The 24269-nt window shown below is 31.5% G+C and carries 28 protein-coding genes and 5 pseudogenes; 12 read left to right on the top strand and 21 right to left on the bottom strand.

All coding sequences use genetic code 11. The features are described 5' to 3' along the window. Positions 1-25 precede the first annotated feature (25 nt). The 5 genes from U860_RS0114345 (at position 26) to U860_RS35635 (ending at position 3482) form a co-directional block, all read left to right on the top strand. The gene (locus U860_RS0114345) at positions 26-442 is read left to right on the top strand and encodes a GNAT family N-acetyltransferase (RefSeq protein WP_025149070.1); all 417 of its coding nucleotides are present in this window, start codon (positions 26-28) and stop codon (positions 440-442) included. A 181-nt stretch (positions 443-623) separates the two neighbouring features. Further along, positions 624-1067: an NUDIX hydrolase gene (locus U860_RS0114340; protein WP_025149069.1), complete on the top strand. Its 444-nt coding sequence runs from the start codon at positions 624-626 to the stop codon at positions 1065-1067. A 30-nt stretch (positions 1068-1097) separates the two neighbouring features. Continuing rightward, entirely contained in the window at positions 1098-2228 is a 1131-nt protein-coding gene (dnaN, locus tag U860_RS0114335; protein WP_025149068.1) for a DNA polymerase III subunit beta, read from the top strand. Between the two features lie 93 nt (positions 2229-2321). Continuing rightward, positions 2322-3155, top strand: coding sequence for an alpha/beta fold hydrolase (locus U860_RS0114330; RefSeq protein WP_025149067.1), 834 nt, complete (start codon positions 2322-2324; stop codon positions 3153-3155). Between the two features lie 72 nt (positions 3156-3227). Further along, on the top strand, positions 3228-3482 hold the full coding sequence (locus U860_RS35635; protein WP_162791001.1) for a hypothetical protein: 255 nt from the start codon (positions 3228-3230) through the stop codon (positions 3480-3482). 51 nt (positions 3483-3533) lie between these two features. Here the strand turns inward: U860_RS35635 and U860_RS0114320 are convergent. Further along, a pseudogene (locus tag U860_RS0114320) lies at positions 3534-3890 on the bottom strand (MBL fold metallo-hydrolase); the annotation flags it as partial. A gap of 317 nt (positions 3891-4207) precedes the next feature. On the opposite strand from U860_RS0114320, the gene U860_RS0114315 reads away from it, so the two are divergent. Both U860_RS0114315 and U860_RS0114310 read left to right on the top strand, forming a co-directional pair. Continuing rightward, entirely contained in the window at positions 4208-5293 is a 1086-nt protein-coding gene (locus tag U860_RS0114315) for a hypothetical protein (RefSeq protein WP_029952987.1), read from the top strand. Positions 5294-5439: 146 nt separating this feature from the next. Continuing rightward, complete coding sequence (locus U860_RS0114310; protein WP_025149065.1) at positions 5440-5835, top strand: RidA family protein; 396 nt, start codon at positions 5440-5442, stop codon at positions 5833-5835. An 823-nt stretch (positions 5836-6658) separates the two neighbouring features. Here U860_RS0114310 and U860_RS31540 read toward each other — a convergent pair. The 5 genes and pseudogenes from U860_RS31540 to U860_RS0114285 all read right to left on the bottom strand — a co-directional run bounded on the left by U860_RS31540 (position 6659) and on the right by U860_RS0114285 (position 10048). Further along, a pseudogene (locus U860_RS31540) lies at positions 6659-7478 on the bottom strand (YwqG family protein). A 78-nt stretch (positions 7479-7556) separates the two neighbouring features. Beyond that, complete coding sequence (locus U860_RS0114300) at positions 7557-7964, bottom strand: DUF1992 domain-containing protein (RefSeq protein WP_025149064.1); 408 nt, start codon at positions 7962-7964, stop codon at positions 7557-7559. A 21-nt stretch (positions 7965-7985) separates the two neighbouring features. Then, a pseudogene (locus tag U860_RS31535) lies at positions 7986-8676 on the bottom strand (alpha/beta hydrolase-fold protein); the annotation flags it as partial. A 136-nt stretch (positions 8677-8812) separates the two neighbouring features. Beyond that, on the bottom strand, positions 8813-9184 hold the full coding sequence (locus U860_RS0114290; RefSeq protein WP_025149063.1) for a YxiJ-like family protein: 372 nt from the start codon (positions 9182-9184) through the stop codon (positions 8813-8815). A gap of 12 nt (positions 9185-9196) precedes the next feature. Further along, positions 9197-10048 carry a patatin family protein gene (locus U860_RS0114285; RefSeq protein ID WP_025149062.1) on the bottom strand — a complete coding sequence of 284 codons (852 nt, stop codon included), beginning with the start codon at positions 10046-10048 and terminating at the stop codon, positions 9197-9199. A gap of 179 nt (positions 10049-10227) precedes the next feature. Between U860_RS0114285 and U860_RS0114280 the strand changes: the two genes are divergently transcribed. Further along, positions 10228-10605 carry a PH domain-containing protein gene (locus tag U860_RS0114280; RefSeq protein WP_025149061.1) on the top strand — a complete coding sequence of 126 codons (378 nt, stop codon included), beginning with the start codon at positions 10228-10230 and terminating at the stop codon, positions 10603-10605. A 121-nt stretch (positions 10606-10726) separates the two neighbouring features. On the opposite strand, the pseudogene U860_RS0114275 reads toward U860_RS0114280, so the two are convergent. The 5 genes and pseudogenes from U860_RS0114275 to U860_RS0114255 all read right to left on the bottom strand — a co-directional run. Then, positions 10727-11200: pseudogene (locus U860_RS0114275) on the bottom strand (GNAT family N-acetyltransferase); the annotation flags it as partial. 1 nt (position 11201) lies between these two features. After that, on the bottom strand, positions 11202-11723 hold the full coding sequence (locus tag U860_RS0114270; protein ID WP_025149060.1) for a YfiT family bacillithiol transferase: 522 nt from the start codon (positions 11721-11723) through the stop codon (positions 11202-11204). 16 nt (positions 11724-11739) lie between these two features. Further along, entirely contained in the window at positions 11740-12267 is a 528-nt protein-coding gene (locus U860_RS0114265; RefSeq protein ID WP_025149059.1) for a GNAT family N-acetyltransferase, read from the bottom strand. A 63-nt stretch (positions 12268-12330) separates the two neighbouring features. Further along, entirely contained in the window at positions 12331-13653 is a 1323-nt protein-coding gene (locus U860_RS0114260; RefSeq protein WP_025149058.1) for an FAD-dependent monooxygenase, read from the bottom strand. An 81-nt stretch (positions 13654-13734) separates the two neighbouring features. Then, positions 13735-14514 (bottom strand): undecaprenyl-diphosphate phosphatase, encoded by a 780-nt coding sequence (locus U860_RS0114255; protein ID WP_025149057.1) that lies wholly within the window; start codon positions 14512-14514, stop codon positions 13735-13737. Positions 14515-14646: 132 nt separating this feature from the next. On the opposite strand from U860_RS0114255, the gene U860_RS0114250 reads away from it, so the two are divergent. Continuing rightward, positions 14647-14853, top strand: coding sequence for a hypothetical protein (locus U860_RS0114250; protein ID WP_002172120.1), 207 nt, complete (start codon positions 14647-14649; stop codon positions 14851-14853). A 57-nt stretch (positions 14854-14910) separates the two neighbouring features. Here the strand turns inward: U860_RS0114250 and U860_RS0114245 are convergent, their stop codons facing one another. The 4 genes from U860_RS0114245 to U860_RS0114230 all read right to left on the bottom strand — a co-directional run bounded on the left by U860_RS0114245 (position 14911) and on the right by U860_RS0114230 (position 18268). Next, positions 14911-15291 (bottom strand): nucleotide excision repair endonuclease, encoded by a 381-nt coding sequence (locus U860_RS0114245; RefSeq protein WP_001048941.1) that lies wholly within the window; start codon positions 15289-15291, stop codon positions 14911-14913. A gap of 77 nt (positions 15292-15368) precedes the next feature. Next, complete coding sequence (locus U860_RS0114240; protein ID WP_025149056.1) at positions 15369-15932, bottom strand: GNAT family N-acetyltransferase; 564 nt, start codon at positions 15930-15932, stop codon at positions 15369-15371. 151 nt (positions 15933-16083) lie between these two features. Next, a complete protein-coding gene (locus tag U860_RS0114235; RefSeq protein WP_025149055.1) occupies positions 16084-16656 on the bottom strand; it encodes a hypothetical protein in 573 nt (190 codons plus the stop codon). Positions 16657-16837: 181 nt separating this feature from the next. Continuing rightward, on the bottom strand, positions 16838-18268 hold the full coding sequence (locus U860_RS0114230; RefSeq protein WP_025149054.1) for a PQQ-dependent sugar dehydrogenase: 1431 nt from the start codon (positions 18266-18268) through the stop codon (positions 16838-16840). Positions 18269-18404: 136 nt separating this feature from the next. Between U860_RS0114230 and U860_RS0114225 the strand changes: the two genes are divergently transcribed. Continuing rightward, entirely contained in the window at positions 18405-18662 is a 258-nt protein-coding gene (locus tag U860_RS0114225; RefSeq protein WP_002172116.1) for a hypothetical protein, read from the top strand. Between the two features lie 42 nt (positions 18663-18704). On the opposite strand, the gene U860_RS0114220 is transcribed toward U860_RS0114225, so the two are convergent. Further along, positions 18705-19820 carry an FAD-binding oxidoreductase gene (locus U860_RS0114220; protein WP_025149053.1) on the bottom strand — a complete coding sequence of 372 codons (1116 nt, stop codon included), beginning with the start codon at positions 19818-19820 and terminating at the stop codon, positions 18705-18707. A gap of 119 nt (positions 19821-19939) precedes the next feature. Further along, positions 19940-20599, bottom strand: a complete 660-nt coding sequence (locus U860_RS0114215; RefSeq protein WP_025149052.1) for a YdeI/OmpD-associated family protein — start codon at positions 20597-20599, stop codon at positions 19940-19942. A gap of 144 nt (positions 20600-20743) precedes the next feature. On the opposite strand from U860_RS0114215, the gene U860_RS0114210 reads away from it, so the two are divergent. After that, positions 20744-20926 carry a hypothetical protein gene (locus tag U860_RS0114210; RefSeq protein ID WP_002172113.1) on the top strand — a complete coding sequence of 61 codons (183 nt, stop codon included), beginning with the start codon at positions 20744-20746 and terminating at the stop codon, positions 20924-20926. 19 nt (positions 20927-20945) lie between these two features. Here the strand turns inward: U860_RS0114210 and U860_RS0114205 are convergent, their stop codons facing one another. Both U860_RS0114205 and U860_RS0114200 read right to left on the bottom strand, forming a co-directional pair. Next, positions 20946-21713, bottom strand: a complete 768-nt coding sequence (locus U860_RS0114205) for an arylamine N-acetyltransferase (protein WP_025149051.1) — start codon at positions 21711-21713, stop codon at positions 20946-20948. Between the two features lie 225 nt (positions 21714-21938). Next, positions 21939-22442 (bottom strand): MepB family protein, encoded by a 504-nt coding sequence (locus U860_RS0114200; protein WP_025149050.1) that lies wholly within the window; start codon positions 22440-22442, stop codon positions 21939-21941. Between the two features lie 106 nt (positions 22443-22548). Between U860_RS0114200 and U860_RS36410 the strand changes: the two are divergent. After that, a pseudogene (locus tag U860_RS36410) lies at positions 22549-22650 on the top strand (recombinase family protein); the annotation flags it as partial. Between the two features lie 8 nt (positions 22651-22658). Here the strand turns inward: U860_RS36410 and U860_RS0114190 are convergent. Then, positions 22659-23027 (bottom strand): DUF4180 domain-containing protein, encoded by a 369-nt coding sequence (locus U860_RS0114190; RefSeq protein ID WP_025149049.1) that lies wholly within the window; start codon positions 23025-23027, stop codon positions 22659-22661. Positions 23028-23191: 164 nt separating this feature from the next. Further along, the gene (locus U860_RS0114185) at positions 23192-23872 is read right to left on the bottom strand and encodes an HAD-IA family hydrolase (RefSeq protein ID WP_025149048.1); all 681 of its coding nucleotides are present in this window, start codon (positions 23870-23872) and stop codon (positions 23192-23194) included. Positions 23873-24269 lie beyond the last annotated feature (397 nt).

Below are 24269 nucleotides of genomic sequence, written 5' to 3'. Positions count from 1 at the left end.
AACATAAAGGAGCGTGATAGTTAAAATGAAAATAGTAAAGCAATGGATACAAGAAGATAGTGATTACATAAGAGAAAAAGTAATTGAATATAACCAAAAACATCTTTCAAATGAAGAAAAAACACCCTCTGAAAAGGTTAGTTTTATAGTAAAAAATGAAAAAGAAGAAATAGTAGGAGGGATAACGGCAATCATATTTTGGCACCATGTACATGTTGACTTCCTATGGGTTTCTGAAGAATATAGACACGAAGGTTACGGGAGCAAATTAATGAATCTTATTGAAGAATTTGCAATTGAAAAAGAATGTCGGCTGATAAACTTAGATACTTTTAGTTTCCAAGCCCCCAATTTTTATAAGAAGCATGGATATAAAGTGATTGGAATGAGTGAAGATCACCCTAAAGGGCATAATCATTACTATTTAGAAAAAAGGTTATAAATAAATCATTTAAGAGTGTATTTTGATTAATCTTTTTCAAAATATGCTCTTTTTTCTGTGTTTATGAACGGGATATCGTTTCGTATTCGTTATTTACTCAAATTACTTTTTATGAATCAAAACAATTTAATGGTAGAATGTAATAAAGACAGAAAATTGTTATTATTGAAGGGGACTACATATGAAAAAAGTAAATGTAACATACGCGCTTTTATATGATGAAACTCATGAAAAACTTCTAATGGTTAAAAACAAAGGGAAGAATGGTTCTTACTATACATTACCAGGTGGCGCAGTTAAACTTGGGGAAACGTTAGAAGAGGCTGCAATTCGTGAAGTGAAAGAAGAAACAGGGCTAGATATATCCGTAAAAGGGGTTTGTTCCATTAGTGAAGCCTTTTTTGAGGAGAGAGGACATCATGCAATCTTCTTTAATTTTTTAGGGGAAATAATCGGAGGAGAAATATGTATATCGCGGCCAAAAGAAATTGAAGAGGTTATCTGGATGGAATTACATATAGCAGAACCTTATTTACGTATACCAGAACAATTAAAAGGAATTTTGCAAGAGAAAGAAACAGTACCTTATATTTTTAATGGAACTATAATTCATCAATCTTCATAAAGATATTATTTCATTTAAGGCGGGGGAAAAATGGAGTTTATCATTAAACACAAACAATTTACACAAGCTCTTTCAGAAGTGAGTAAAGCTATCTCGGCAAAAACTTTAATTCCTATATTATCTGAAATTAAAATAACAGCAGATCAATCTGGAATAACTTTAATCGCAAGTAATTCGAATATTTTCATTGAAAAATTTATACCTAGTTCAATTGAAGACGAACAAATTGCAACTATCTTTAAAGCAGGAAGTATTGTTGTACCGGCTAAATATTTCATTGAAATTATAAAGAAAATGCCAAGTGATATTTTAATAAAAAGCATGAATGAGCAAATAATTACCATTCAATCTGATGAAATTACATTAAACTTAAATGGATTCTTAGCGAATGAGTTTCCTAATGTACCATATATAGACGAACATGCAAAAATACAAGTAGTGACAGAAAAATTAATCGAAGTATTTAAACAAACTTCCTTTGCAGCTGCTAAAAATGAATCCAGACCAGTTCTTACTGGCGTACATATCGTATTTGATCACAATAAATTAGTTTGCGCTGCAACTGATTCACATAGACTGGCTTTACGTGAAATACTAATTTCATCTCATGTAAAAGCAAATTGCATTATACCAAGTTCAACTATTAGTGAACTTCTAAAATTAATGAACAACAATTCAAATTTTGTATACATATATCTTTCAGAGAGTCACATTATTTTTAAATTCGGTACAATTACGTTGTATTCAAGACTAATTGAAGGAAAATACCCTAATATATCTAGCCTAATACCACATGAATTTCAAACAGTAATTAACATAGACAGAAAGAAGATTTTACAAGGTGTAGATCGATCCAGTTTATTAGCAAGTGAATGGGCGAATAACAACGTAAATTTAGAAATCATCGATGAATCCACAATAAAAATCTCTTCTAACGCTTCTCAGGTCGGTAAAATATCAGAAACACAACAAATAGATGCAATTCACGGACAAAAGCAATTAAATATATCTTTCGATGGACGCTTTATGGTTGATGCTTTAAAAGCAATGAAAGAAGATATAGTTACTTTAAGTTTTGGTGGTTCTATGAGACCGATATTAATTGAAGCAGGAGAACAATCTGCAGCAGTACATCTTATATCACCAGTTAGAGCTTATTAAGAGAAATGAAAGAAAAAGAGTTTGTCATTTAATACGAGAGAAACAATCTAGAAAACACAACAATGAATTCAGAATTTAGAGGAGAGATTCATTATGTGGAAAATAAATCAAATTGAAACATCACGTGGGAAGTTTGAGTATTTCCAAAAAGGGGAAGGGGCTCCTTTATGCGTTACACATTTTTATAGTGAGTATAACACTAATGGAAATACTTTCGCGAATCCATTTACCAAACACTATAGCGTGTATTTAATTAATTTAAAAGGCTGCGGTAATTCGGATCCAGCAACTGACGATGCGGAATATAGTATGGCAGAAGCCGTAAAAGATTTAGAAGCGATTAGAGAAGCTTTACATATAAATAAGTGGGCTTTTGCGGGTCATTCTACAGGAGGTATGCTAGCTCTTGTTTATGCAACTGAAGCACAAGAAAGTTTAACAAAAATTATTGCTGGTGGCGCATCGGCAAGTAAAGAATATGCATCTCATAAAGATTGTATATACTGCAGTGAAAATAAAAATTTCAATAGAATCGTTTCAATTATGAATTCTTTAAATGACCCTAATACACGACAAGAAGAAAGAAAAACATTAGGTAAAGAGTGGGCACTTATGTCTTTTTATTCTGAAGAAAAGCTTGAAGAATCATTAAAACTGCCGAATAGCGGGAAAGTAGTTGGAGATCGGTTAAATTATTTTAGACAAGTTGAATATAAAGACTATGACGTCCGTCAGAAACTTAAACATGTAGAAATACCAAGTTTTATATATTGTGGCAAGCATGATGCACAATGCCCATACATATTTTCACAAGAAATAGCAAATCTAATCCCGAACGCAACGCTAACAACATTTGAAGAAAGTAATCACAATCCATTTGTCGAGGAAATGGATAAGTTTGAGACGTTTGTAAAGGATACTTTATAGTAAATATATGTTTTTATATGTTTTAGAGCTTAATAGCTTAATAGGGGCAATATATAAAGAAAGGAGGAGTTCATGAAAAAAGAAAAGCTTTTATTTTGGATTAATATCACTAGTATGATTACTATGTTATCCTCAATTATTTATTTAGCTTTTGCAGCATCTATCAAAAAAAGATACTCTTACTCAATTAAAAAAAGCTCCAAACATCCCATCTACAATTCAAGACTCAAACAATACAGAGGACCCTTCAGGATATTGGACAAAAGAAAAGATGAAAAATGCACTTCCAGTAGATATAACAGGGAAACCTTAATTGATGAACTATAAATAAATTAACAAAAAGCGAACTGATTTAATATAGTTCGCTTTTTATAATGATTAAACTTTTCGCCACCAAGCTAACGTAGGATAATCTGTAGATTTTAAAGTAATAGATTCACCAATTTGCAGCGTTGCAATATTAACCCCTAAAAGATTTACTTCTTTCGTAACTCGTTCGATTGGATCGCTCCATTCATGTAACGCTAATGTAAAAGCACCCCAATGGATTGGAACAAGTAATTCTCCTTTAACGTCTATATGAGCTTTAACTGTTTCTTCAGGCAACATATGAATAGCAGACCATCTCGTATCACATTGTCCGCATTCCATTAAAGTAAGGTCGAACGGGCCGTATTTATCACCAATCTCTTTAAAGTGAGGAGCATAGCCACTATCACCACTAAAGAAGACTTTACCTTTCATCTTAAATGCAGTACATTTCATAAATTCGTCAAATTTATTATTTATATATATAAAATGAAGTTCATTTAGCAGCAGCTAAAACTAATATTTTGTAACTGTAAATTGTTTTAATTAAGTAAATTCCTTATCATAAACAACGCAGAATATAAGTTCCTCTATAAGTTTAAGAAGCAGGAATTCATCTAATTATCCAAAAGGAGTATACTGAGGATTTTAATTTCAGTTTATTAGAGGATACTTATTTTTATTTATAGAACATAATAAATACATAGATTTTACAATTTTTTTATTAAAAAAGGAGGGATTTAATGTTAGTTGTTAATAATACCCCAGAGAATATACTGCAAACAGCTTATGAGGCTAAAATGATTTCATCTGGAGATAATTATCCATCAATAGAAATAAGTGGAACAAATCTACGATATTTACTAGTAATGCTCCATCTGGGCATAGAATCGAACGCTATAAAAACGAAGCTAAATTGGACTAACGAGAAATTCGAAAAACAAATGCGTTCACTAGAACTAGAAGGTTTATTGAAAAAGACAGAAGGGAGTTACTATCCAACGTGTATGGTTATAACAGCTAATGAAGGAGAAAAGCTGTATGAACTATGTGAGCCTCTAATTAAACCTACACTTAACATAATTGAGAAGTATTATAATCAAATTGATGCTATTTCTAAAAGAATCGAGACATTTAATCATTTAGCTAAAGAATCGTATAGTCTTTTACTTTATAGCGGTGTGTTATTAGATTTTGGACAAATAATTAACATTGAAGAAAACTATTTAGAAACAGAACGGCCTTTGAGAAACAATAAAAGATATTATTATGCGATTCTAGAACAAGAACAAACAGACAAAGAGGCCTATGGAATGTATGGTAATACGTATTTGGATTTAGGAGAATATCAAATTGGACTTTATGGAAACACTCGATATACGACTTTAAATTTAATAAATGCGAATAAAGAAGCTTTTAAAGAACATTTTCACGATGTTATTACTGATATTAATTATACGAAAAAGCAATTAGTTAAAAATTTTGTAGCAGTAGATAAACAAGCAGACTTAAATTTAAATGTATTTTACGAGAAATTAGGCTTATATCAAAATTCACAACCTGTTATCCCAGTGTTTAAAAAAGCTAACTTATCTATACTTAGCGAAATCGCGAACACGATCAGTGAAGATTTGATCTTATTATTTAAAGAAAATGAGAAACCTTTAAAAAAATACTTTGCAAGCAGCAGATACTCAAAAGAAATAACTTACGAAGAATTTTTTATTTGGTGGTATCACTTTTTCTATACAAAAGTAACTGAAGAATTAATAAAACAAGACATAATTAGAATCAGCATTCAAAAAAATCAAACATATATAATCAATTAAATACTTAATTTTATAAATATAAGCAGCATGTTATTACTTCGCATGTGTAGCAGAAGGATATGTGAAAGATCATTTGTAAAATAGATAGTCATCCAAAATTGAAATTGAACATGAAGAAAATACGATATAAAAAGGGGAGAGGCACCTTGCAAAAGAAATTTATCAATCCAGAAAATATGCCAGCAACTTTCGGATATTCGCATATAGTCGAGGTCAATAATGCTAAACGCACAATTTACATATCTGGACAAGTAGCTATTAATACTGATGGCCAGATAGTTGGAATTGGAGATTTAGCAATACAAACGCGACAAGTATTTGAAAATATTAAAATCGCATTAAAAACTTCAGAATTAAATTTTAACGATGTAGTAAAATTAACATTTTTCTTAACGGACATTTCGCAAATGGCCATTGTTAGAGATATTCGAGATCAATACATCAACACAAATAATCCACCAGCTAGTTCAGCTTTAGAAGTTAACAAACTAATTCACGACGAACTATTAATTGAAATTGAAGCAATTGCTGTAGCAAACTAATTTAAAAACGTATTATTTATTCAATTAATACCGAAGCAATTTGTTTAATCGTTAACTTTAAACAAATTGCTTTTTATAGTCTTAACTAAAATATATTTTGCTGTATTATTGATGAAAATAAGCAACAAAATATATTAGAGCAATTTATAAACTTAACATCCAAGCTATTAAGTTTTATCAATCCATCAAACAAACAACTAATCAAGAACAAACAGAAAAAAGGGAAGTGTAAAACTATAAATTAATTCATATTTAGTTTATTACTTTTTTCTAGTTTACATAATATATATTATACAAAGTTATATAAAATAGACACTTCACTGTATCAAAAACCAAGTAAACTATACTTAATGAGACGAGACGGAGATTTTTAATGAAATTTATACTAAATCAAATTTAAATGATTTTTTACGTTTTTATCACTAAATTTATATTTAATCAGTTCATAGCAAATTCGAACTTAAAATTCATGAATCGTTCTGTTTATAAGCACAAAAAAATTTATGTAACGATACATTTATAACAAAAATTAAAATTCGATTAAAATATTTCTATGACTAATAAATTTTCCACTGATTGATTTATCGTTTTTAGCTACATATACGATTTGCTACATGTTCTATTATTTTTATTTATTTCATATCATCACTTGACTTTTATTACAACTTCTATTATTAATTTAGTTAACATAATTAATTATTCTTATAAAAAAATCCTCCTAACTGTTAGAAAGATTTTTGTTTTATAACACTTATACATATATACGCTAAGAAATAGGCTCCTATTCCCTATTTCAAAATAAGCAATGCTCTAAATTGTTATTTTAATAGCAATCCCAATTATAAACTACATTGAAAAAATCTAAGTTTATTAAATCTTTTTCATGTATAAAGAAAATTAGCTACACCAGCATCTCCCCGCGTAATGTTTAAAGCGTCATCAGTATCGATTTGTAATAATAACACATTATGTTCTAATAATTCTTCTCTCCAATCTCTCGGATCAGTTTGTGTAAAGAATGGATATCCGCCAATTTTATGACCTTCACCATCATAATGTTCATCGTATAGGTCGCTTAGTTCTAGTATTTCATTTTCATCATTAATATTTTTTTCTAAATCAATGTTATCTTGAAAAATCTTTTCGAATCGATAGTCTCTAGCAGATACAGGTTGATAGTCTAATTCAAATGTTAGTTTTGCTGCTTCAGGTATGATAAACTCCTCTAAATTTAAAGTGTTTAAATAACTAAAATCAATGATAATCTTAGTTGAATCTTGCGTTATTTCAGGATGATAAATAATACGAAAGTCTTTTTGTGTAGTTGGTTGCTCAAAGTCTGCTCCAAAACGTTCATCTTCTGCACTAATGAAAAATTGTAACAGTCCCTTAGTTGGCATAAATTCAATATGAGGAATATCTTCAAAGTTTCACTGCGCAAGTAACATCATAGGTTGTCCATTTGAATCTTTAGGATGATCATGATTTAAAGGTAAATACGGGTATCCACCAAATTCACTCTCAAAAAGCGTTGTTGCTGCTTGAGTTCCAAACACTTTAATATAAGGTTTCACACTGTCTTCAAAAACACTTCGATACTGCTCGAGTTCTTTCGGTATTTTAAGCTGATACGTATTCTTCATTTCTCTTGCCTCTCTTTAAAGATAAATTATAAATGCCTACCCCTATTAGATAGCGAAAAGTGGTTTCATTAAAAAAAGCTAAAAATCCGTTTTCACCCTCATTTTTTGCGCACTTGGCGGACAAAGTAAATTATGTTCTGAGACCTTTTTATTGATAGTTTGAATTAGTTTAGCTACTTCTTCTGCATCTGTTGCCTCTTTTTGCTTTTCTTTTAGATTATCAATTTCCTTCGAAAGTTCAATCCACCTAGGTAAAACATGATTATTCTTCAAAGTTCTATAAAGTTGTTTTTCAGGATTGTACGAAAGGTCTTTATCAAGATTAAGAGGTTTCCCTTTACCAGGTAAATCATTAAACGCTCCTGTCTTTTCTGCCCGTTTAACGATAGAACTAATATGATCCTCATACGTATAAGACCAAACTTTCTCATCTTTCACTAAAATTTCTTGTTTTTTTAGTTTCTTATCTAATTCATCTTGATTCATAAATTCATTCTCCCTTTCATTTTACAGTGTCATTTTTGTATATTTTAATGTTTTCAATCCATCAGATAACTTTTTACGCCACCAAATGCCACCATGCCCGCCTTGAAGCTCTTCGTAAGTGGTTTGATATCCTTTTTTCTTTTAAAGCTTCATACAGGTGTCTATTCGCCGTTAAAAGAGGTTCGTTTTCAAGTTGTCTTGCTGTCATATAAAATTGAACATGATTTGCATTTAAATTTACAGATATAATTTGATTCTCCATCCAAGGAATATTATTTTTGAATCATTCCTTTTTCCAATGTACAGATCCTGACAATGACAGCACATCCCCGAAAATATGAGGATTTTGAAGTGCTGCATAAAAGGCTGCTAAACCACCAAGACTTAAACCAGCAATTGTTGTATGCTTTGGTTCTTTAAGCGCATGATATCTAGCTTTAATCCAAGGAAGTAATTCATCTGTTAAAAATTTATTCATTTTATCGTTATAAGTGAGCTCATTTAATCGATCTACATGATCAATTGCAACAGTAATACAAGATTGAATTTCTTTTTCATAAATTAAATAATTAAGTGTTCTTGTGATTGAAAGATTTTCAATAAATGAATTTCCATCAAATACAATGAGAAGTTCTTGGAGGTGTGAAGTGTGAGAATAATCATGAGGCGTATAAATATGAACCTTACGTGTGTTATTTAAAAGCGAACTATAATTGTACTCCTCTTCCCTCCTTTCCAGCATTATATATGTACTTCTTTCTTATAAGAGGAATCCCTATATAAACAAGGTAGTAATATTGTATATTCTATGAACTAAAAAACGAACAAGCCATTTAACCTGTTCGTTTTTATTTAGTAAGGTAGTAAAGTAACAGTTTTCTAACCTTTTCAAAATTCATGAAATCTCTATATAAAATGGGATATTTCACAATTTCTGTTTCAAGAATACGATATTGCGGAAAACATTCAAAAAACGATTTTCGTAGCCTTAGTATTTGTTGAAACGAAATTTTATGTTCGTTTTTATTAAGTACCCTACTCAAAGTTCCTGCTGTATGTATCCAATAATAATTTAAATCGGCATTTATACAGTCATCCTCTGTAAATGTATTTTTATAGTCTTGCTGCAATTTTCGTGTGTCACGATAAGGAAATGGCTTATTCAGAGGACTATGCATTTTCAGCAATTCATTAAAAATAACCTTTTTTCCTAATATCAACTTTCCACCCCTTTATTTCTTCATCCAATTCAATAAGTTTTCATAATGATTATGAGCATCGTTATATCCAAGATTATATAAATTAACGAGCTTTTCTTTATTTCTTTCTATTCCGCTTATAGGAAGCTGTGCGCTTGGCTGAATTACATAAAAATTATCCTTTTGTTCGTTGTGATTCATATAAGATACGGTTTCATTATAAAAACGATAATGTTCTACTAAAAGTTCTGCGATTTTCGGATATCTTCTATATAAAATTTTGGACAGCCCAGAAAATTTATTCCGCTGCTTCTCGTATCCTTCTGGCTTTGTCATAATAACAACGTTCTTTTTATAACCATCATTCTGTGCTTTGAAAACTGGAATAGGATCTATAATCCCTCCATCTAACAATTTTCGATTATCATATTCTACGGCAGGTGCAATAAATGGCACAGAGCTTGATGCACGAATAATTTTCAAAATATCATTTCCGTGTTCTATTTTATTATAATAAACTGCCTGTCCTGATTCGCAATCGGTTGTTCCGATTACAAACTGTTCATTTGAATTTAGGAAAGTTTGAAAATCAAACGGTACAATTTTGTTTGGTACTTCATCAAATAAAAAATCCATTCCAAATAATTCACGTTTTCGAATTAAGTTTCGATAAGATATATATCTGTGATCTGCTACTAGCTCTGTATTTACTTTCTTATTCCTTCCTTTTTGACGTGACAAATATGTTGCTCCCATACATGCTCCAGCGGATACACCGACTACATATGGAAAGAATAAGTCCCTTTCCATAAAATACTCGAGTACTCCTGCAGTATATAACCCCTTCATTCCGCCGCCTTCTAAAACTAAACCGATATTATTCATGCTTAATCCCTCTGCTTCTGTTTTCTTAATTACATGTTAGCACAAGATTTTAGGATGAGGTTATATAAATTAATTGCAACTTTAGCGAAAAACTATTGAACTTATGTCATAATTTCTTATTCAATAGCATGGTACAATATAAGAAACTCATTCCACATATTATAAAGGAGGAATTTCATATGGGTTTATTTAGTGGTATTTTAGGAAATGCATCAAATGCGAGTACAGAAAGCGTAGAACGTGATTTAGAAAAGATTATGCTAGATGATGAAAAAGTTGAGCATGCTTATAAATTAATTCGCGATTTAATCGTATTTACAAATCGCCGTCTTATTTTAGTAGATAAACAAGGAGTAACTGGTAAAAAAACAGAATACCATTCTATCCCTTATAAAAGTATTACACAATTTAGTATTGAAACAGCTGGGCATTTTGATTTAGATGCAGAACTTAAAATTTGGGTTTCTAGTTTGAGCGCGCCAATTACGAAAGAATTTAAAGGCGACGATAGCATATTAAGTATTCAAAAAGCGTTAGTAACATACACGACAAAATAGTTTGTTTTTGTATATTTATTCTATTTTAAAAATACTAACCCGAATATTTTGGAATAATATACACTAAATTTGTATATTTAATCTAAAAGACCACAAAAAGGTAAAGCGTTTAAAATGTGCTTTACCTTTCTTTTTTATAATAAATTAAAGTTGCTTTATCATTTAATTTATTTTTTAATTCTGTTCTTTTATACCCTATCTTTTCGTATAGAAAACAATTTCGTTCTTCCTCTAAAATTGTAGCAAGCTCCCAAGTAGTTGCTTCCGGAAACATTTCTTCGATTAAAATTAATACTTTTTGAGCAATTCCGTTTCCTTGATAGTTTGGATGAATAAACATTGGACTAATCCAAAATCTTGAGGGATCTTCTTTGCGTGAAATACATATCGCGCCAACAAGATTCGTATTTACTATAATTTTATAGAAACCACCGTCCGGATGATTTATTCTTGAAATTGTTCTATCAATGGATTCACTTGCTGGACTTGTTTCATAATCCTTATACTTTTCTAATAATGAGCTAAATGATTCTACTTGCATATGAAAAATAATTTCTGCATCAATTTCTGTCGCCTTCTCTAATGTAATTTCCATTTTACCAATTTAGACGCTTTCGGAGCGACGTAATATGAGCTGTATGATGACGACCGTGCCATGCATATAAACCGATTGCAGCAGCAAGTTTTGTTTCTCCAGATTCCGGATGATTAAATGTCTTTTCTAAATCCGTAGTTTCTAAAGAATATAATAAGTTTACCCATCTTTTATGTAATGAATCTAGCATAACAAGTGAAACATCTACTGGTAGCTTTGAATCAGGTAGCTCTGCCCACTTTTCTTCTTTATATGGCTTAATAGTCGGATTCTTTTCTGTTAGTGCTAATTTAAAGCGTATGTAGCTATTCATATGGCTATCTACAACATGATGAACGACTTGACGAACTGTCCATCCACCAACACGATACGGTGTATCTAGCTGTTTCTGATCTAAGTCTTTTATCGCTTTTGTTAATTCATTTGGTAAATCCTCAATTTCTTGAATCCATTTATCAATCATTTCTTCTGTAATTGTACCTTCATAAGTGAATTGGCCAATTGGATAACGTAAATCCTTCATGAATAAGTCCCCCCTATTATTTTGAACACGAAGTATTTCTCCAAATATAATGTATAAAATTTACATGTTCTCCGTTTAATTCTACAGAAGTTGTATCTGCTTCGTTTTTATAAGAAAATCCGCTTTTTTCTAGTACAATTTGTGATGCGAGATTATTAGTCGTTGTTTTAGCATGAACCTCATTAATTTCATTATTTTTCGCTAAGTCTAAAATTAATTTTACAGCTGCTGTTGCAACTCCTTTTTTAGTAAACTTTTCTCCAACTCGATAACCTAAGGAACTGATTCGTGTTTCCGTATCTATATCTACTAAATTTATTCGTCCTACAATTTCTTTTTCTTCATTACGAATTAAATAAAAATAAGAATTTTCATCTGCCTGTTCTATTAATAAATCGTCTAGTAGTTTTTGAAAATATTCAAAATCGTAATATTTTGAACCGCGATTTGGTGCCATTGTTTCAAAAAAAGATTTATTCGTAAGTTCAAACGTAAATAAATCCTCAGCATCTTGTTTCTTTAGTTGCTCTATGTATATTTCCATCCAGTATACTCCTTCTTGATTTACTAACTGTTATACATTCTTTTTTAATCGATTATATTCCTGCTATTTCTTTCGATTAAGTAATACAGCTAGTAACACTTTCGGATGAAAAAGATGAAATGGACTACGAATTAAATTCATCACTCGTACTAATCGAATATAAACGTCAGAATCACTTGCGGATAGTCGATATATTTGTTTCGTGTACCAAAGCTGAAACTTTTGCTTCATAGTTAATTCTCTCTTTAGCTGCGGGTGACGTGATATTTCCGTTGTTGTCATATCCCAAGGGGTTTCTATTATGTTAGCGGTTTTTTTATAAAATTGTTGTGTAAATGTTTTATCGAGCTGTTTTCTACCTTGCAGAAGTACTTGCAATTGGTGAGCTTCCATAGCTGCAACTGAAACACCTTGGCCGAAAACGGGATCAAAACGACATTGTGCATCTCCAACTACTAACAATCCCTCTGGTAAATTATTAACTAGATCAAATCTCCGACGTACTTGATAAGGAATTTTGTACGTTTTTATATCGGTAATCGCCTCAGCTTTGTTTAGAAAATCTGTTACATTAGGGATTGAAAGATTTTCAGCAAAATCGTAAAACTCATCATCAGTTTGTGGTGCTTTCTCATTTGCATATCCACTAAAAGTAACAAAATAACGATTATCTTCAATCGTTTGTATAAGTACACCATAAGGGTTTTCTGGAAAACTTGGAGACATTAGCATATTGCAATAGTCTAACGTCTCATCTTCTTTTAGCCTAAACATTCTAGTTACGTAAAATAAATCAATGCGTACTTTCTCTTCATTCACTTCAATATCGTATTCTCGTAACCACCCTATACTTTTTGAACCAAATCCACTCGCATCAACAACAATATCTGCGTGAATTTCTTCTTGCGTGCCTTTCTCTAAACATTTAGCCTTTACTCCATATACTTTGTTACGTTTTTCATCTACTTGTAATGCTTCAACCAATATTTCATACTTCGTAGTAATATTTGAAACTTGTTCAATTCGGTTTTGAATATATGATTCTAGCATAGGACGACTTTGTTGGATCATATGCACTTCTCCTATAAATGGCTGTTTCCATAAGCCAAATTGATGCCATTTTAAATCCCGAGTAAAGTTATTTACGATGCTGCCTGCTTCTATTAATTCATTAGTAATATTAGGGAACAATTCCTCAATGGCTTTTTCTCCGCCTTTTAATAACACATGAGGGTGATTGCTTTGTGGAACTCTTTTACGAGAGTCTATTCCGTTCCATCTTTCTCCAGCCTCTAAAATGATTACTTCTTTAAAAGTAGTTGATAATGCTTTTGCTGCGAGTTTTCCTGCAATACTTCCACCAATAACAATAGCTTTATTAAACATATTTTCCCCCTTAATAAAAAGAGATCCTGTCGTGTATGAATGAAACAGGATCTTAAACTAATAGCTTCTTTATCATTATATTTAAAATGCATGAGTAAATTGCAACGTTAAAATTAAAATACCTAGCCCCCATACGTAATACGCGAATACTTTTAATGAATGACGTTTTAAATATTGAATCATCCATGAAACTGCTATGTAACCAAAGAAAGCTGCTGATAACGTTCCGACAATTAAGGATGTACTAGAAATAGATTCTGCTTTCCCTTGAAAAACATCAACAAATTGCAAGATGATAGCTCCGACAATTGCTGGTGTTGATAATAAAAAAGAAAAGTAAGCAGCTGTTTCACGGTCTAGCTTTCTCCATAATGCAGCGACAATTGTCATACCAGAGCGAGAAATTGCAGGGAAAATAGCAGCTGCTTGAAATGAACCGATGATAAATGCATCTTTATATGTAATGTCATCCATTTTTTTACGACCATTCTTTTGTTTATCGGCCATATACAGAAATAAACCTGTCACTAAAAACTCCCAACCAATGGTGATACCTGTTTTTGAAATACCTTCAAAGAAATCTTTAAATAATAATCCGATTACGACCGCAGGTATCGTCCCGACAATAAGTAATAACATTAGCTTTGAAAATGGATTTTTAATTAAATATATAAATTCTTTTTTGTAATAAATAAACACTGCAAGCAAAGTCCCAATATGCAGCATCGTATCTAAAAACAATCCTGCTTCATCTAATTGAAACAAATGCCTTCCTAAATAAAGATGCCCTGTACTACTTATTGGTAAAAACTCTGTTAAACCTTGAATTATGCCTAAAATAAAAGCTTCTAACCAATTCATGATGGTCTCCTTTCTCGTTTGCTTGTACCAATATATGAAGGTTAAATTTTCGATATGAAAAAAACTATATTTCTCTATGAATTTACTTTTAAATTATGGATATATATGTAAAGAGAATCGAGGAGGGTTAATATGTGGAAGCATACAAAATTCGGCAATGTATTACTTTGGGTGGGACCCATCCTTGTGTTTTTAGGGTTATGTATGACTAATGTTATTTCAGACATTCCTTTCTTTGAAGGAAAACATAAAACGCTTGGAGTAATAATTTTATTTATAGGGCTTTTCTGTTTAATTGTTGCTAATCACTTTAAAAAAGGAGAAAGAAATGAAGAATGAAGCTAAATAAAAAACAATCCCAGTATATATGCTAGGATTGTTTTTTATTTATGTTGCTTATTTATAGAATACTTTATCAACGTTATATTTTGCTTTATATTCATTAATGATATATGTTTCGTAAATTTCTCTTTCTGTTGGATCTTCTACGATACATGCATCAATGCGGTATACTTCATCACGGTGATTTTTAATTGGTGAAACATTGTCTTCAAAATGTTTCTTAATACGTTGTCTAATCTTACGAGCTTTACCTACGAAAAGAAGTTCGTCATTAATATTGTAAAACATAAAAATGCCGCCTTTATCTCTAGGAAACAAGTGGAAATCGATAAAACCGTTAATAGGAGTAATTATCGGCTCGTCTCCTTTAATAACTTGTTTACGTTCAGTAATTGAAACATCAGCCTCAGGAATATTAATTTTAATCAAGTTCATTCACGTCCTCTTTTATTATAAAGATAAATAATAGCATACATATGTAAGAAAAGCTACGTTCAGAGGTATATTTCATTTTATAATTCAAATATAATAGGTATATCATGCAAACTCTTTTTCCAAATCATATGATCGCTTGATTCTCCCCAATAATTCTTCAGTACATAACTAGGTTTTCCAAACTTTTTTGTCCATATACTTTGTGCTTTTTTGTATCCACTATCTAAACAGTATTCGGTTATCCCTCTGCTAAATAATGTAAGATACATTGCATTTAGTAGTAAACTCCCTATACCCTTTCTTTGGTATTCAGGAAGGACAAATACAGTTCCTATTTCATATGAATTTTTAAGTACATCGCCAGTACAACTATTAATCAATGTACTTGCTGGACCGACTTCAATTGTTCCAATGATTTTTTCGTTACTTGTATCTATTGCTAATAAAAAGTAACGATTTTCTCCATTACTATCAAAATCATTTTTCAAATATTGCTTTTTCGTATTAATTTCATTTTCTTTGTCATCCAATAATTGTGATAATCCTTCATCTTTATATGTATTCGTAATAACCATGCGGAAAAACAAGTACAGTTCATCTAAATCATTCGAATTCGGTCTTCTAATCGCAACGTTAGTCATGAATTATTCTCCAATCTATGAAAATATCCGAGAAAAGTTTATATTGTAAATTATTTTGGCACTAAACAGTAGCCTTTTTTATGTTTATTGATTCTTTTTAAACTTTTATGGCATCACACGTATATTCGTTCAAAAATATTTTATGACATTATTAATACAATACTTTAAATAATCTATTCATCATTATTCTACAAAGACCTGCATAGATCCAGCAGTATAGAAAGCTCAGTATAAATATTAATGAAATAATTTTTATATCCATAGTTGTATGAACAGCAGGACCGAGTACTGGAAAATGGAAAATATCGAGAACGATAATAATACCTATAAGTAGGCATGTCGCAGAAAAGGAAACAACCCATATTCTCCTCTTTAATTGTAGAAAGGATACTCCTAATGCTATACCTAATAAACCTGTAGTAAAAGGGAAAACAAATAGTTCGCTTGGTTGAATAATAAATAGTAGGAAAATAGTAAGGACATAAGAGAGTATTCCCTCACGAAAAGAATAACAAATAGCAAAAAAAATCGGTAACGTCGCAAATGGACTAATGAGTAATCCTATACCAGGAATTAAGTTCCCTGCCGCTTGAAACATGGTGGCCAATGCACTCATTAAAGCTGTAATTACTAACTTATTTACAAGGGAAAACTTTCTTTTATGAACAAAATTCGCATCCTGCTCTATCATCAGTTGATACCAATAACGCACAAACCGATTCATCAAAATCCCCCCTAAATATACCTAATTCATCACTTCCTATATTATTCATACACTTTTTGTTTATGCGTTACTTTCTGCTGGTTATCGATCACTATACAATAGTCGTTTATACATAGAAGTATTTTTAGGGGGACAACAGATCGTGCATTTTGAAGAATTTAGACTGAGAGTTTATATCGTATCAAGGAACAATTTCAAAAATAGTACCTTTATTAAAATCAGATACTTTCATAGAACCATACACTCCTAAATATAATCTAGTTTGATCCAAATTTGTTGCCAAACTAACATAATAAGCTGCCTGAGCACCAAAATCATAATTGGTTTCAATAGCATGAAAGTCATTATGTTTACCGTCTGTACCTGCTCTAGTATAAGCTAAAACGCCTTTAACTGGAGATTGAGATTCTTCTTTCTTGGCGAGATCAGTAAACACAACACTACCATTTAAATTCGGGATTGCAGTTCCCATATATGGCTGAACTCCTGTAAGTGCAGTTCCTCCAAACTTATCCGGTCTAGAATCTTTATGAAAATAACTAATAAGAGGTTGAATACGCTTCACTGATGTTTGTATTGTTTCATCATAATAAGCCATTGTTCTCTCATCCAAAGTAGGATTCTCAGAACAGTGTCTTATAAAAGAGGTGGGCAAGTCTCCTTCCCATCCTCGCCAACCAAAGTTAATAAATCCTTCTTGATTAGGAGTAGATCTCATTAAATACGTTTGAACAAGTTCGGTAACCGGGATTGGTTTATAATGAACAAACGAAAAAATAGACTCTACAATATCCTGTCCGACATTTCCAGCATATTTTACAAATTGATTATAAAATCTTTGAAATGAAATACCTGTTATATTACGAACTCCTTTCGCAATTACTGTAAGTGTTTCTTGTATAGATAAAGGAAGTTCATTGAAACGTGTAACAACTGGCGGATTATGTATGAATGTATTTTTACTTACATCGATTTCAATTATTTTACCTGCTATTTCTAAATCATCCTGGCTTAAATTAAATGGATCATAACCCGATCCACCATCTCCATTTGTATAAATAAGTTTTCCAGTCTCCGGTGAAAAGTTTAAACTATTGACTCCGTTATGATTAAAAAAGGGCCTTCTTATATTAAGTAATGTTCGTCTTTTTTGAGGTTGACCATGTGATTGTAAAGTCCATTCTTCAACTGTATCGATATGATCATATTGAGTATCTCTATTTACCCACTTTAAGTTTAAAGCTTTAGGGTCACAAGGATTCGGTTTAAATTGTTCAGTAAGCGCACCCGGTCCTTGAGTTCCAGCTACTGAATAATGAAGATAAAATAAACCGTTTTGATAAAATTGTGGATGAAACGCTAGACCTAGCAATCCACGTTCATCATAGCCACTACTAGAAACGCCTTCTTCAGATGTACCTAACTTGATAACTTGCGGACGGATATTTAAAAATGTTTTTATAACTCCGTCTCCTATGTAAAAAATCTCTCCCAGTTGTGTTGCAATAAATAGTCTTTCAGTTGAATCACCCGGAAGTATAGTTGTTTTCATTACAGTCGGTAAATTTATATTATGAACAATGGGTCGTAAACTAACTTTAACTTTTGTCAATTAACTGTACACTCCTTTTTATTCTTTTTTATAGAAGAATATGATTAGAGTAGTTCTATTAGTATCAAACAACCAACATTCCTTTTTATTACAATTTTGTATATAATATAATTATAAATAATCTGGGGGACGAACTATGACAATCGTACTACAAATTATCTTACCACTAATTTTCGCGGTGTATTTATTTACCCTCTATCGTAATGGGAGGTTTGGATCAGCTTCATTCCTTTTAGCAGTCATGATAGGGATTTTCGGTTTAGAGAATATTTTTCAATATGCTAGTTTAACAGACCATGCTGTTTATCCATATTGGGGCAGTTTGAAGGCTGTAATTATTATTCTGTCAGTAGTGTTTTTATTCAAAAGAACCCCCACTCCATATAGTAATTAAGTATAAATAAAAAAGATTAGGATTCTATCCTAATCTTTTTTATTATTCAATTGCACCAGCAACATCATAATCATTTATATCTAATTCAATAGGTTGTCCGAGCGCTAGTTTAGCCAGTTCTGCTCCTAAGTATGGACCAGCCGTTAAACCTGAAGCTCCTAATCCGTTCGCAACGAGAATACCTTCAAAGTTAGGTAATGGTCCGATAACAGGTAAGAATCCTGGTGTAAATGGTCTGAATCCAACTCTCGTTTCAAGCATTGTACCATCTTCTAAACCAGGCGCAACTGTTAATGCTTTATGGAATACCTCATGTAAACCACCCGCTGTTACACGATGATCGAAACCAGTATCATTTTCATGTGTTGCACCAATTACGACATGACCATTGTCAAATGTTAAAATATATTGATCGTTTGGCGGCATAACAACTGGCCAATTTTCTGTATTAGTATTTTCCATATGCAAATGAACAATTTGTGCTTTTTGGAACGTAACTAAGAAATTAATACCTAATGGGTTTAATATTTCGTCCGCCCAAGCGCCTGCAGTTATAATTACCTTTTCTGCTAAAATTGTCTCGTCGTTTACTTTAACTCCAGTAATATGATTCCCTTCACGGACTAATACTGCATCTCCTTTTATGAAAGTTGCACTATGTTTTTTCGCAGCGCTTATTAATGCGTTGCGTAATGATCTTCCATTTACTCGTGCAGCTCCACTAATATGAACAGAACTATATTCTTCCGATAATGCTGGGAATAATTTTTTCGTTTCTTCAGCTGATAAACGAGTGATTTCACCAATCTCTGGCGCATCTTCACGTCGTTTATAAGCTCGCTCTTCCATTTGATCTAGCTTTTTCTCGTCAGTATGTAAACTAATTGCACCTACACGGTTGTATCCTGTATCCGTTTCACCGTCTTCTTCTAATTGCTGAATTAACGAAGAATAGTAACGTGCACCGCCCTTAGCGATTTTATACCACGCTTTATTACGACGTTGTGAAAGCCATGGACATACTATACCTGCTGCTGCATCAGTTGCTTGACCTAATTGTTGGCGATCTACGATAGTAACGTTCGCACCAGCCTTAGCAAGATGATAAGCAGTAGACGCTCCTAAAATTCCAGCTCCAACTACAATATACGATTTCATTTCAAACACCTTTTCTCTTTTGCTAATTATTTAAATATAAGAACATACTTTAGTATACTGAAAGGAATCCTTTTTTCAATGTACTCATCGCAATTAATTGTTGCATCATTATGACTTTCCTAATCGTTATTTTTTTTCTTACGGAATAATTCAATTGTTTTATATCCTTGTGAAAGGATTTCAATCATTTTCTCAAGACGTTTTTCACGTGTTTTTTCTTGTTTTACAGAAAAAAGATTACGCGCCCAATCTTTTTGATATCCAGGAGTTAAACTTTGATAAAACTTAAGTTCAGTTAGATGATTAGCCAATAATGCTTCAACATCTTGAATACGATCTGCATAATCAGCAACACATTGACTCGCAGCAGGTGTTTTCTTCGCTTTTTTCTTTTCACGCTTTAAACCAACAACTGTGAAGACGTCATCCATACTTACCATTCGCGCAAATTTAATATCGCTTTTTCCTACATACCCATCTTCCCCAACATGTAATGCTGGAAACATCTCATCACGGTGAATAAACGTACTGTAACGAGAATTACCTTTTTTCGGATATGCGAAGAACACATACCCTTTTTCATTTAGTAATTCTTCATTATTAATAATAAAATTCGTTTGTTTCACCATTTCATCAAGCGTTTCTACAAAAATAAAAATAGCATCGTGTTCTTTTGAAAACGAAGTTTCTTTACCTGTGAAAATGTCATAATCACTTGGCTCGTTAATAACGACCATATTTGTATACTTATTAAGTTTCAATTTATCGATAACTGACATAATGATCTTCCTTTACATTCAAAATTCATTGTACATATTTTTTTATACTGTTCTAGTGTATTATATCTATTAAGAAAATCAAACTTTAAATCGTATCATTCTATTTCAAAAGGACATAATTCTTTTACTAGAAGGAGTGGTTTTATGCCGTATGTAATCCGAGATGAAGGACTAGTTTTGCAAGGAGACAATGGAAAAGAACCCGTTTTTCATACGTATGAAGAAGCTGCAGAAACGCTAAAAACACTAACTATACCGCAGTTTCCAAAACATATTAGAAGAAAACCTTTTAAACCAAAAATTATACAAATAGCCGATTCTGAATAAGAACCGGCTATATATTTATTCATAACTTAATAGCAAAGAAAGTATATAAAAGCTCTCTATATTGTTCCTCTGTAACTTCACGCTTCGTTTTTTCTCCATAAATAATTTCAGTCAAACTAGTATTCGTTAAAGAGACATGGCCAGCGTTCGTCAACTTTACTGCAATTGGTCCCTTGTTGAAAATAGACTTCTCCTCTTCTATTACTCTTCTTTGAACCTCGTTTACTACTAACTCATCAATAATATGATTATAAAAAGCATGACAAACTTTCCATTCTCCATCAACATCTATTCTTTCTAGAACATAATTTCCTTTACTCGTATCTTTTCGTTTCACTCGGTACGAACCATTTTTTGAAGAAACAGACTCACCAGTAAAAGGTACAGGAACGAGAGGTACTAACGAAGCTATACCTACATCAATTAAATACCGTACGTTATCATTATTTAAAATAATTGTTATATGTCCGTCCTCAAGTGCCCAAGCGTTTATATCATTTTTATATACGGTACCTAGTGCGAGTTGTACATCATAACCACTATCCTTTAAAAAATAATAAAAAAGAGTATTTAATTCATAACAAAGTCCACCGCGGGAACTAGTTAAAATTTTCTCCTGTAAGTTTTCCATAGAAATTTTATTCGGATTACCTGCTATTACATCTAAATTCTCAAACGGTATAGTGTGTGCAAATGAAAAGAGTATTGTACTTAATTCTTCAAATTTTATTTCAGTACGTTTTTCAAGGTTCAATCTTGTAAAAAGCCGATCTTGTAATCTTGTCATATTCAGCACCCCTTATTAGTTATAAGTTAAAATAGTATATGCTGATTGTAAATTTGATGGGGTACTGTAACAATGTACATTTCGTTTAACTGTACCGGTACAAAAAATTCTAATTCACAAGATAACTTAATATGAAAATTAAAATAAGAGGCATTATTATAAATGCCTCTGCGATACAGAAAAAAACCTACTTTTTGGAGCCACATACAAAACTAAAACAAGAAGCTACGAATATAAATGTAATAGTTTGTCTATGGATAAATTATTAGTATCACTTAAATCAACAAAATATTGAAGTTGCCACATTTGGCTCTTTTTAGCTTGATTGCTAACAGGGATATCCCAAATCGGATAAATTCTCATAGCCATCTTTCCTTTTTGACTTTGAGTTTTCAATATTTTCTCTTTAAGAAGAATCTCTTTTGGGAAAATAAATTGTCCTAGTTTATTATCGTCTATACAAGTGATAACTAATAAGTCAGGAGCAGAGTCATAAGAAAATGCTTGATTTTGCATGTTTTCATTTTTTTCCCAAAAAGAAACAAATTGACCAATTTTATTAGGAGTAATTTTTGATACTCTAAAACGTATCGTTTTGTTATTTAAGTGAAATAACGCCCCTGCATACTCCGAGTTTTGTTTTTCTTCTTTTAAATTAGTGATCATTAAGTTATTTGGTTTATATACTATGTTATTTAAATTTTGGATTATATCATTAAAATTGTTCAAGTAAACGCCCCCTTTATCCATCTTTTAGTTTATCACAAACGTTAGTTCCTATATATCGTATAGATAACAGATAGTCATAAGCGACGTGAAAAAGAGGGGTATTTTAGTGGAATATGATTATGCAAGAGTATCTACTTTGAATCAAGATTTAGAAAAAGAAAAGTGTGATTGTATTTATTTTAAAAAATTCACTGGAACAAAAACAGATTGATTAGATTACTTTAATGTACTTAATTTTTCAATTGCTTGTTGCTCAGTTGCTAAGTAAAAAATATCATTACCTTTATTACATTCATAAATGAAGTCTTTTAAGCTTTTACTAGTGTAAAAAGAAAAATCCCCAACGATAGCAATCTTTACTCTGTAATTTATAAACTTTTGAAGAATATCACCCGCAAGACGTGTTTTTAAATCAAAGAAACTTTCACTTATTAATGATTTGTGGATAATAATACGTTTCGCATCTACCTCATATTGAACTGTTGCCATAAGATCCAATGCAGATTGAACGTCGGATATCACTAGCGTATCGTTTCTTATGACCGCTATATTTATTCCGCCGATTACTACTTTCTTTATTTCCATAGTCTCACTCCTCTATAATTTATAAGGCATATATTAAACATGCTTTGCAGCTCTTCATTAACACACATAAATGATTTGCCCTGGCTCAATATGCTCCTTATGCCGTTGTAAATAAATATTATTTTTAAACTTTTCATACGGTCAATGAAATTAAGGGTAATCTATCACTGTTTTTGAAAATGTATCTCTCCACAATAACTTAATAAACTATCAAAAGAAGTAATCTCGGCATATGGTTTTATTTCGGTAGTATTCTTGATCATATGAGGGTTAAACCAAATGCCCTTTATATTTGCATTTTGACAACCAGAAATATCCTTTTCTAAGTCATCTCCAACAAATAGTACATCTTCTGGTTGCACATTTAGCTTATTTAATGCTAATTCAAATATGCGTTTGTCAGGTTTACTAAATCCCACTTCTTCAGAAATAATGATTGTATCAAAATAACAATTCAAATTCGTATTAATTATTTTAGCTTTTTGTCTTTGAGTTGATCCGTTTGTTATAATTCCAACTTTAACATGCAACTTTATAGTATTTATAATATTAATAGTACTTTGGTTTATAGAAAAACATTTAGGGAAATTATTATTCCAAAAGCCTTGAATGTAATTGCATGGCAATCTATATTTCGGTGGGAATTCATCAAAAAATGATTCCAAAACCTTTACTTTATCACTGTGCCCATAGCTTTTTTTATCATATTCCTTGAATTTTTGTAACATTTCGTTTTTTACTGCATGTTGTTTAACATCCCCATAAAACTTCTCTAAAATAATTGAAAACAATTTATTTACTGCCATATCCCTATCAAGTAACGTATCATCTAAATCAAATAGCATTGCTTTATAACCCCTCAAATAATTTCACAACCTTTCTCGCATTATATAAATAATCCCTAGTTTGTACCTTTAAACTTTTGGTTTACCAAGAGAGTTGTTATTTAGGTGATTACCGATTAAACAGAGACTAGATAAAAAAACTCCCAAGTTTGTGGCGCACGCTCCAGAATTTCGGTAGCTTCTTTTATATTGAAATTCATTTCCTTTTCCCCTTCTAGTAAAGAAGCGAAAGTATATTTTCATACAGTATAAGTTTACATTATTATACATTAGTTTTCCGTAAATATTAATCGTTCATTTTTTATACGCTGAGTATTTTTAAGCGCACAATTATTCATCCCCAAAAAGTAATATGGCTATTAATACTTATTAGCTGATAACACACAATCTTGAACGT

It is taken from the genome of Bacillus sp. H1a (assembly GCF_000633475.1).
In the GTDB taxonomy this organism is placed as follows: Bacteria; Bacillota; Bacilli; order Bacillales; family Bacillaceae_G; genus Bacillus_A; species Bacillus_A paramycoides.
The sequence above is the reverse complement of the archived record's forward strand: the minus strand, read 5'-3'. Positions and strand labels throughout refer to the sequence as shown.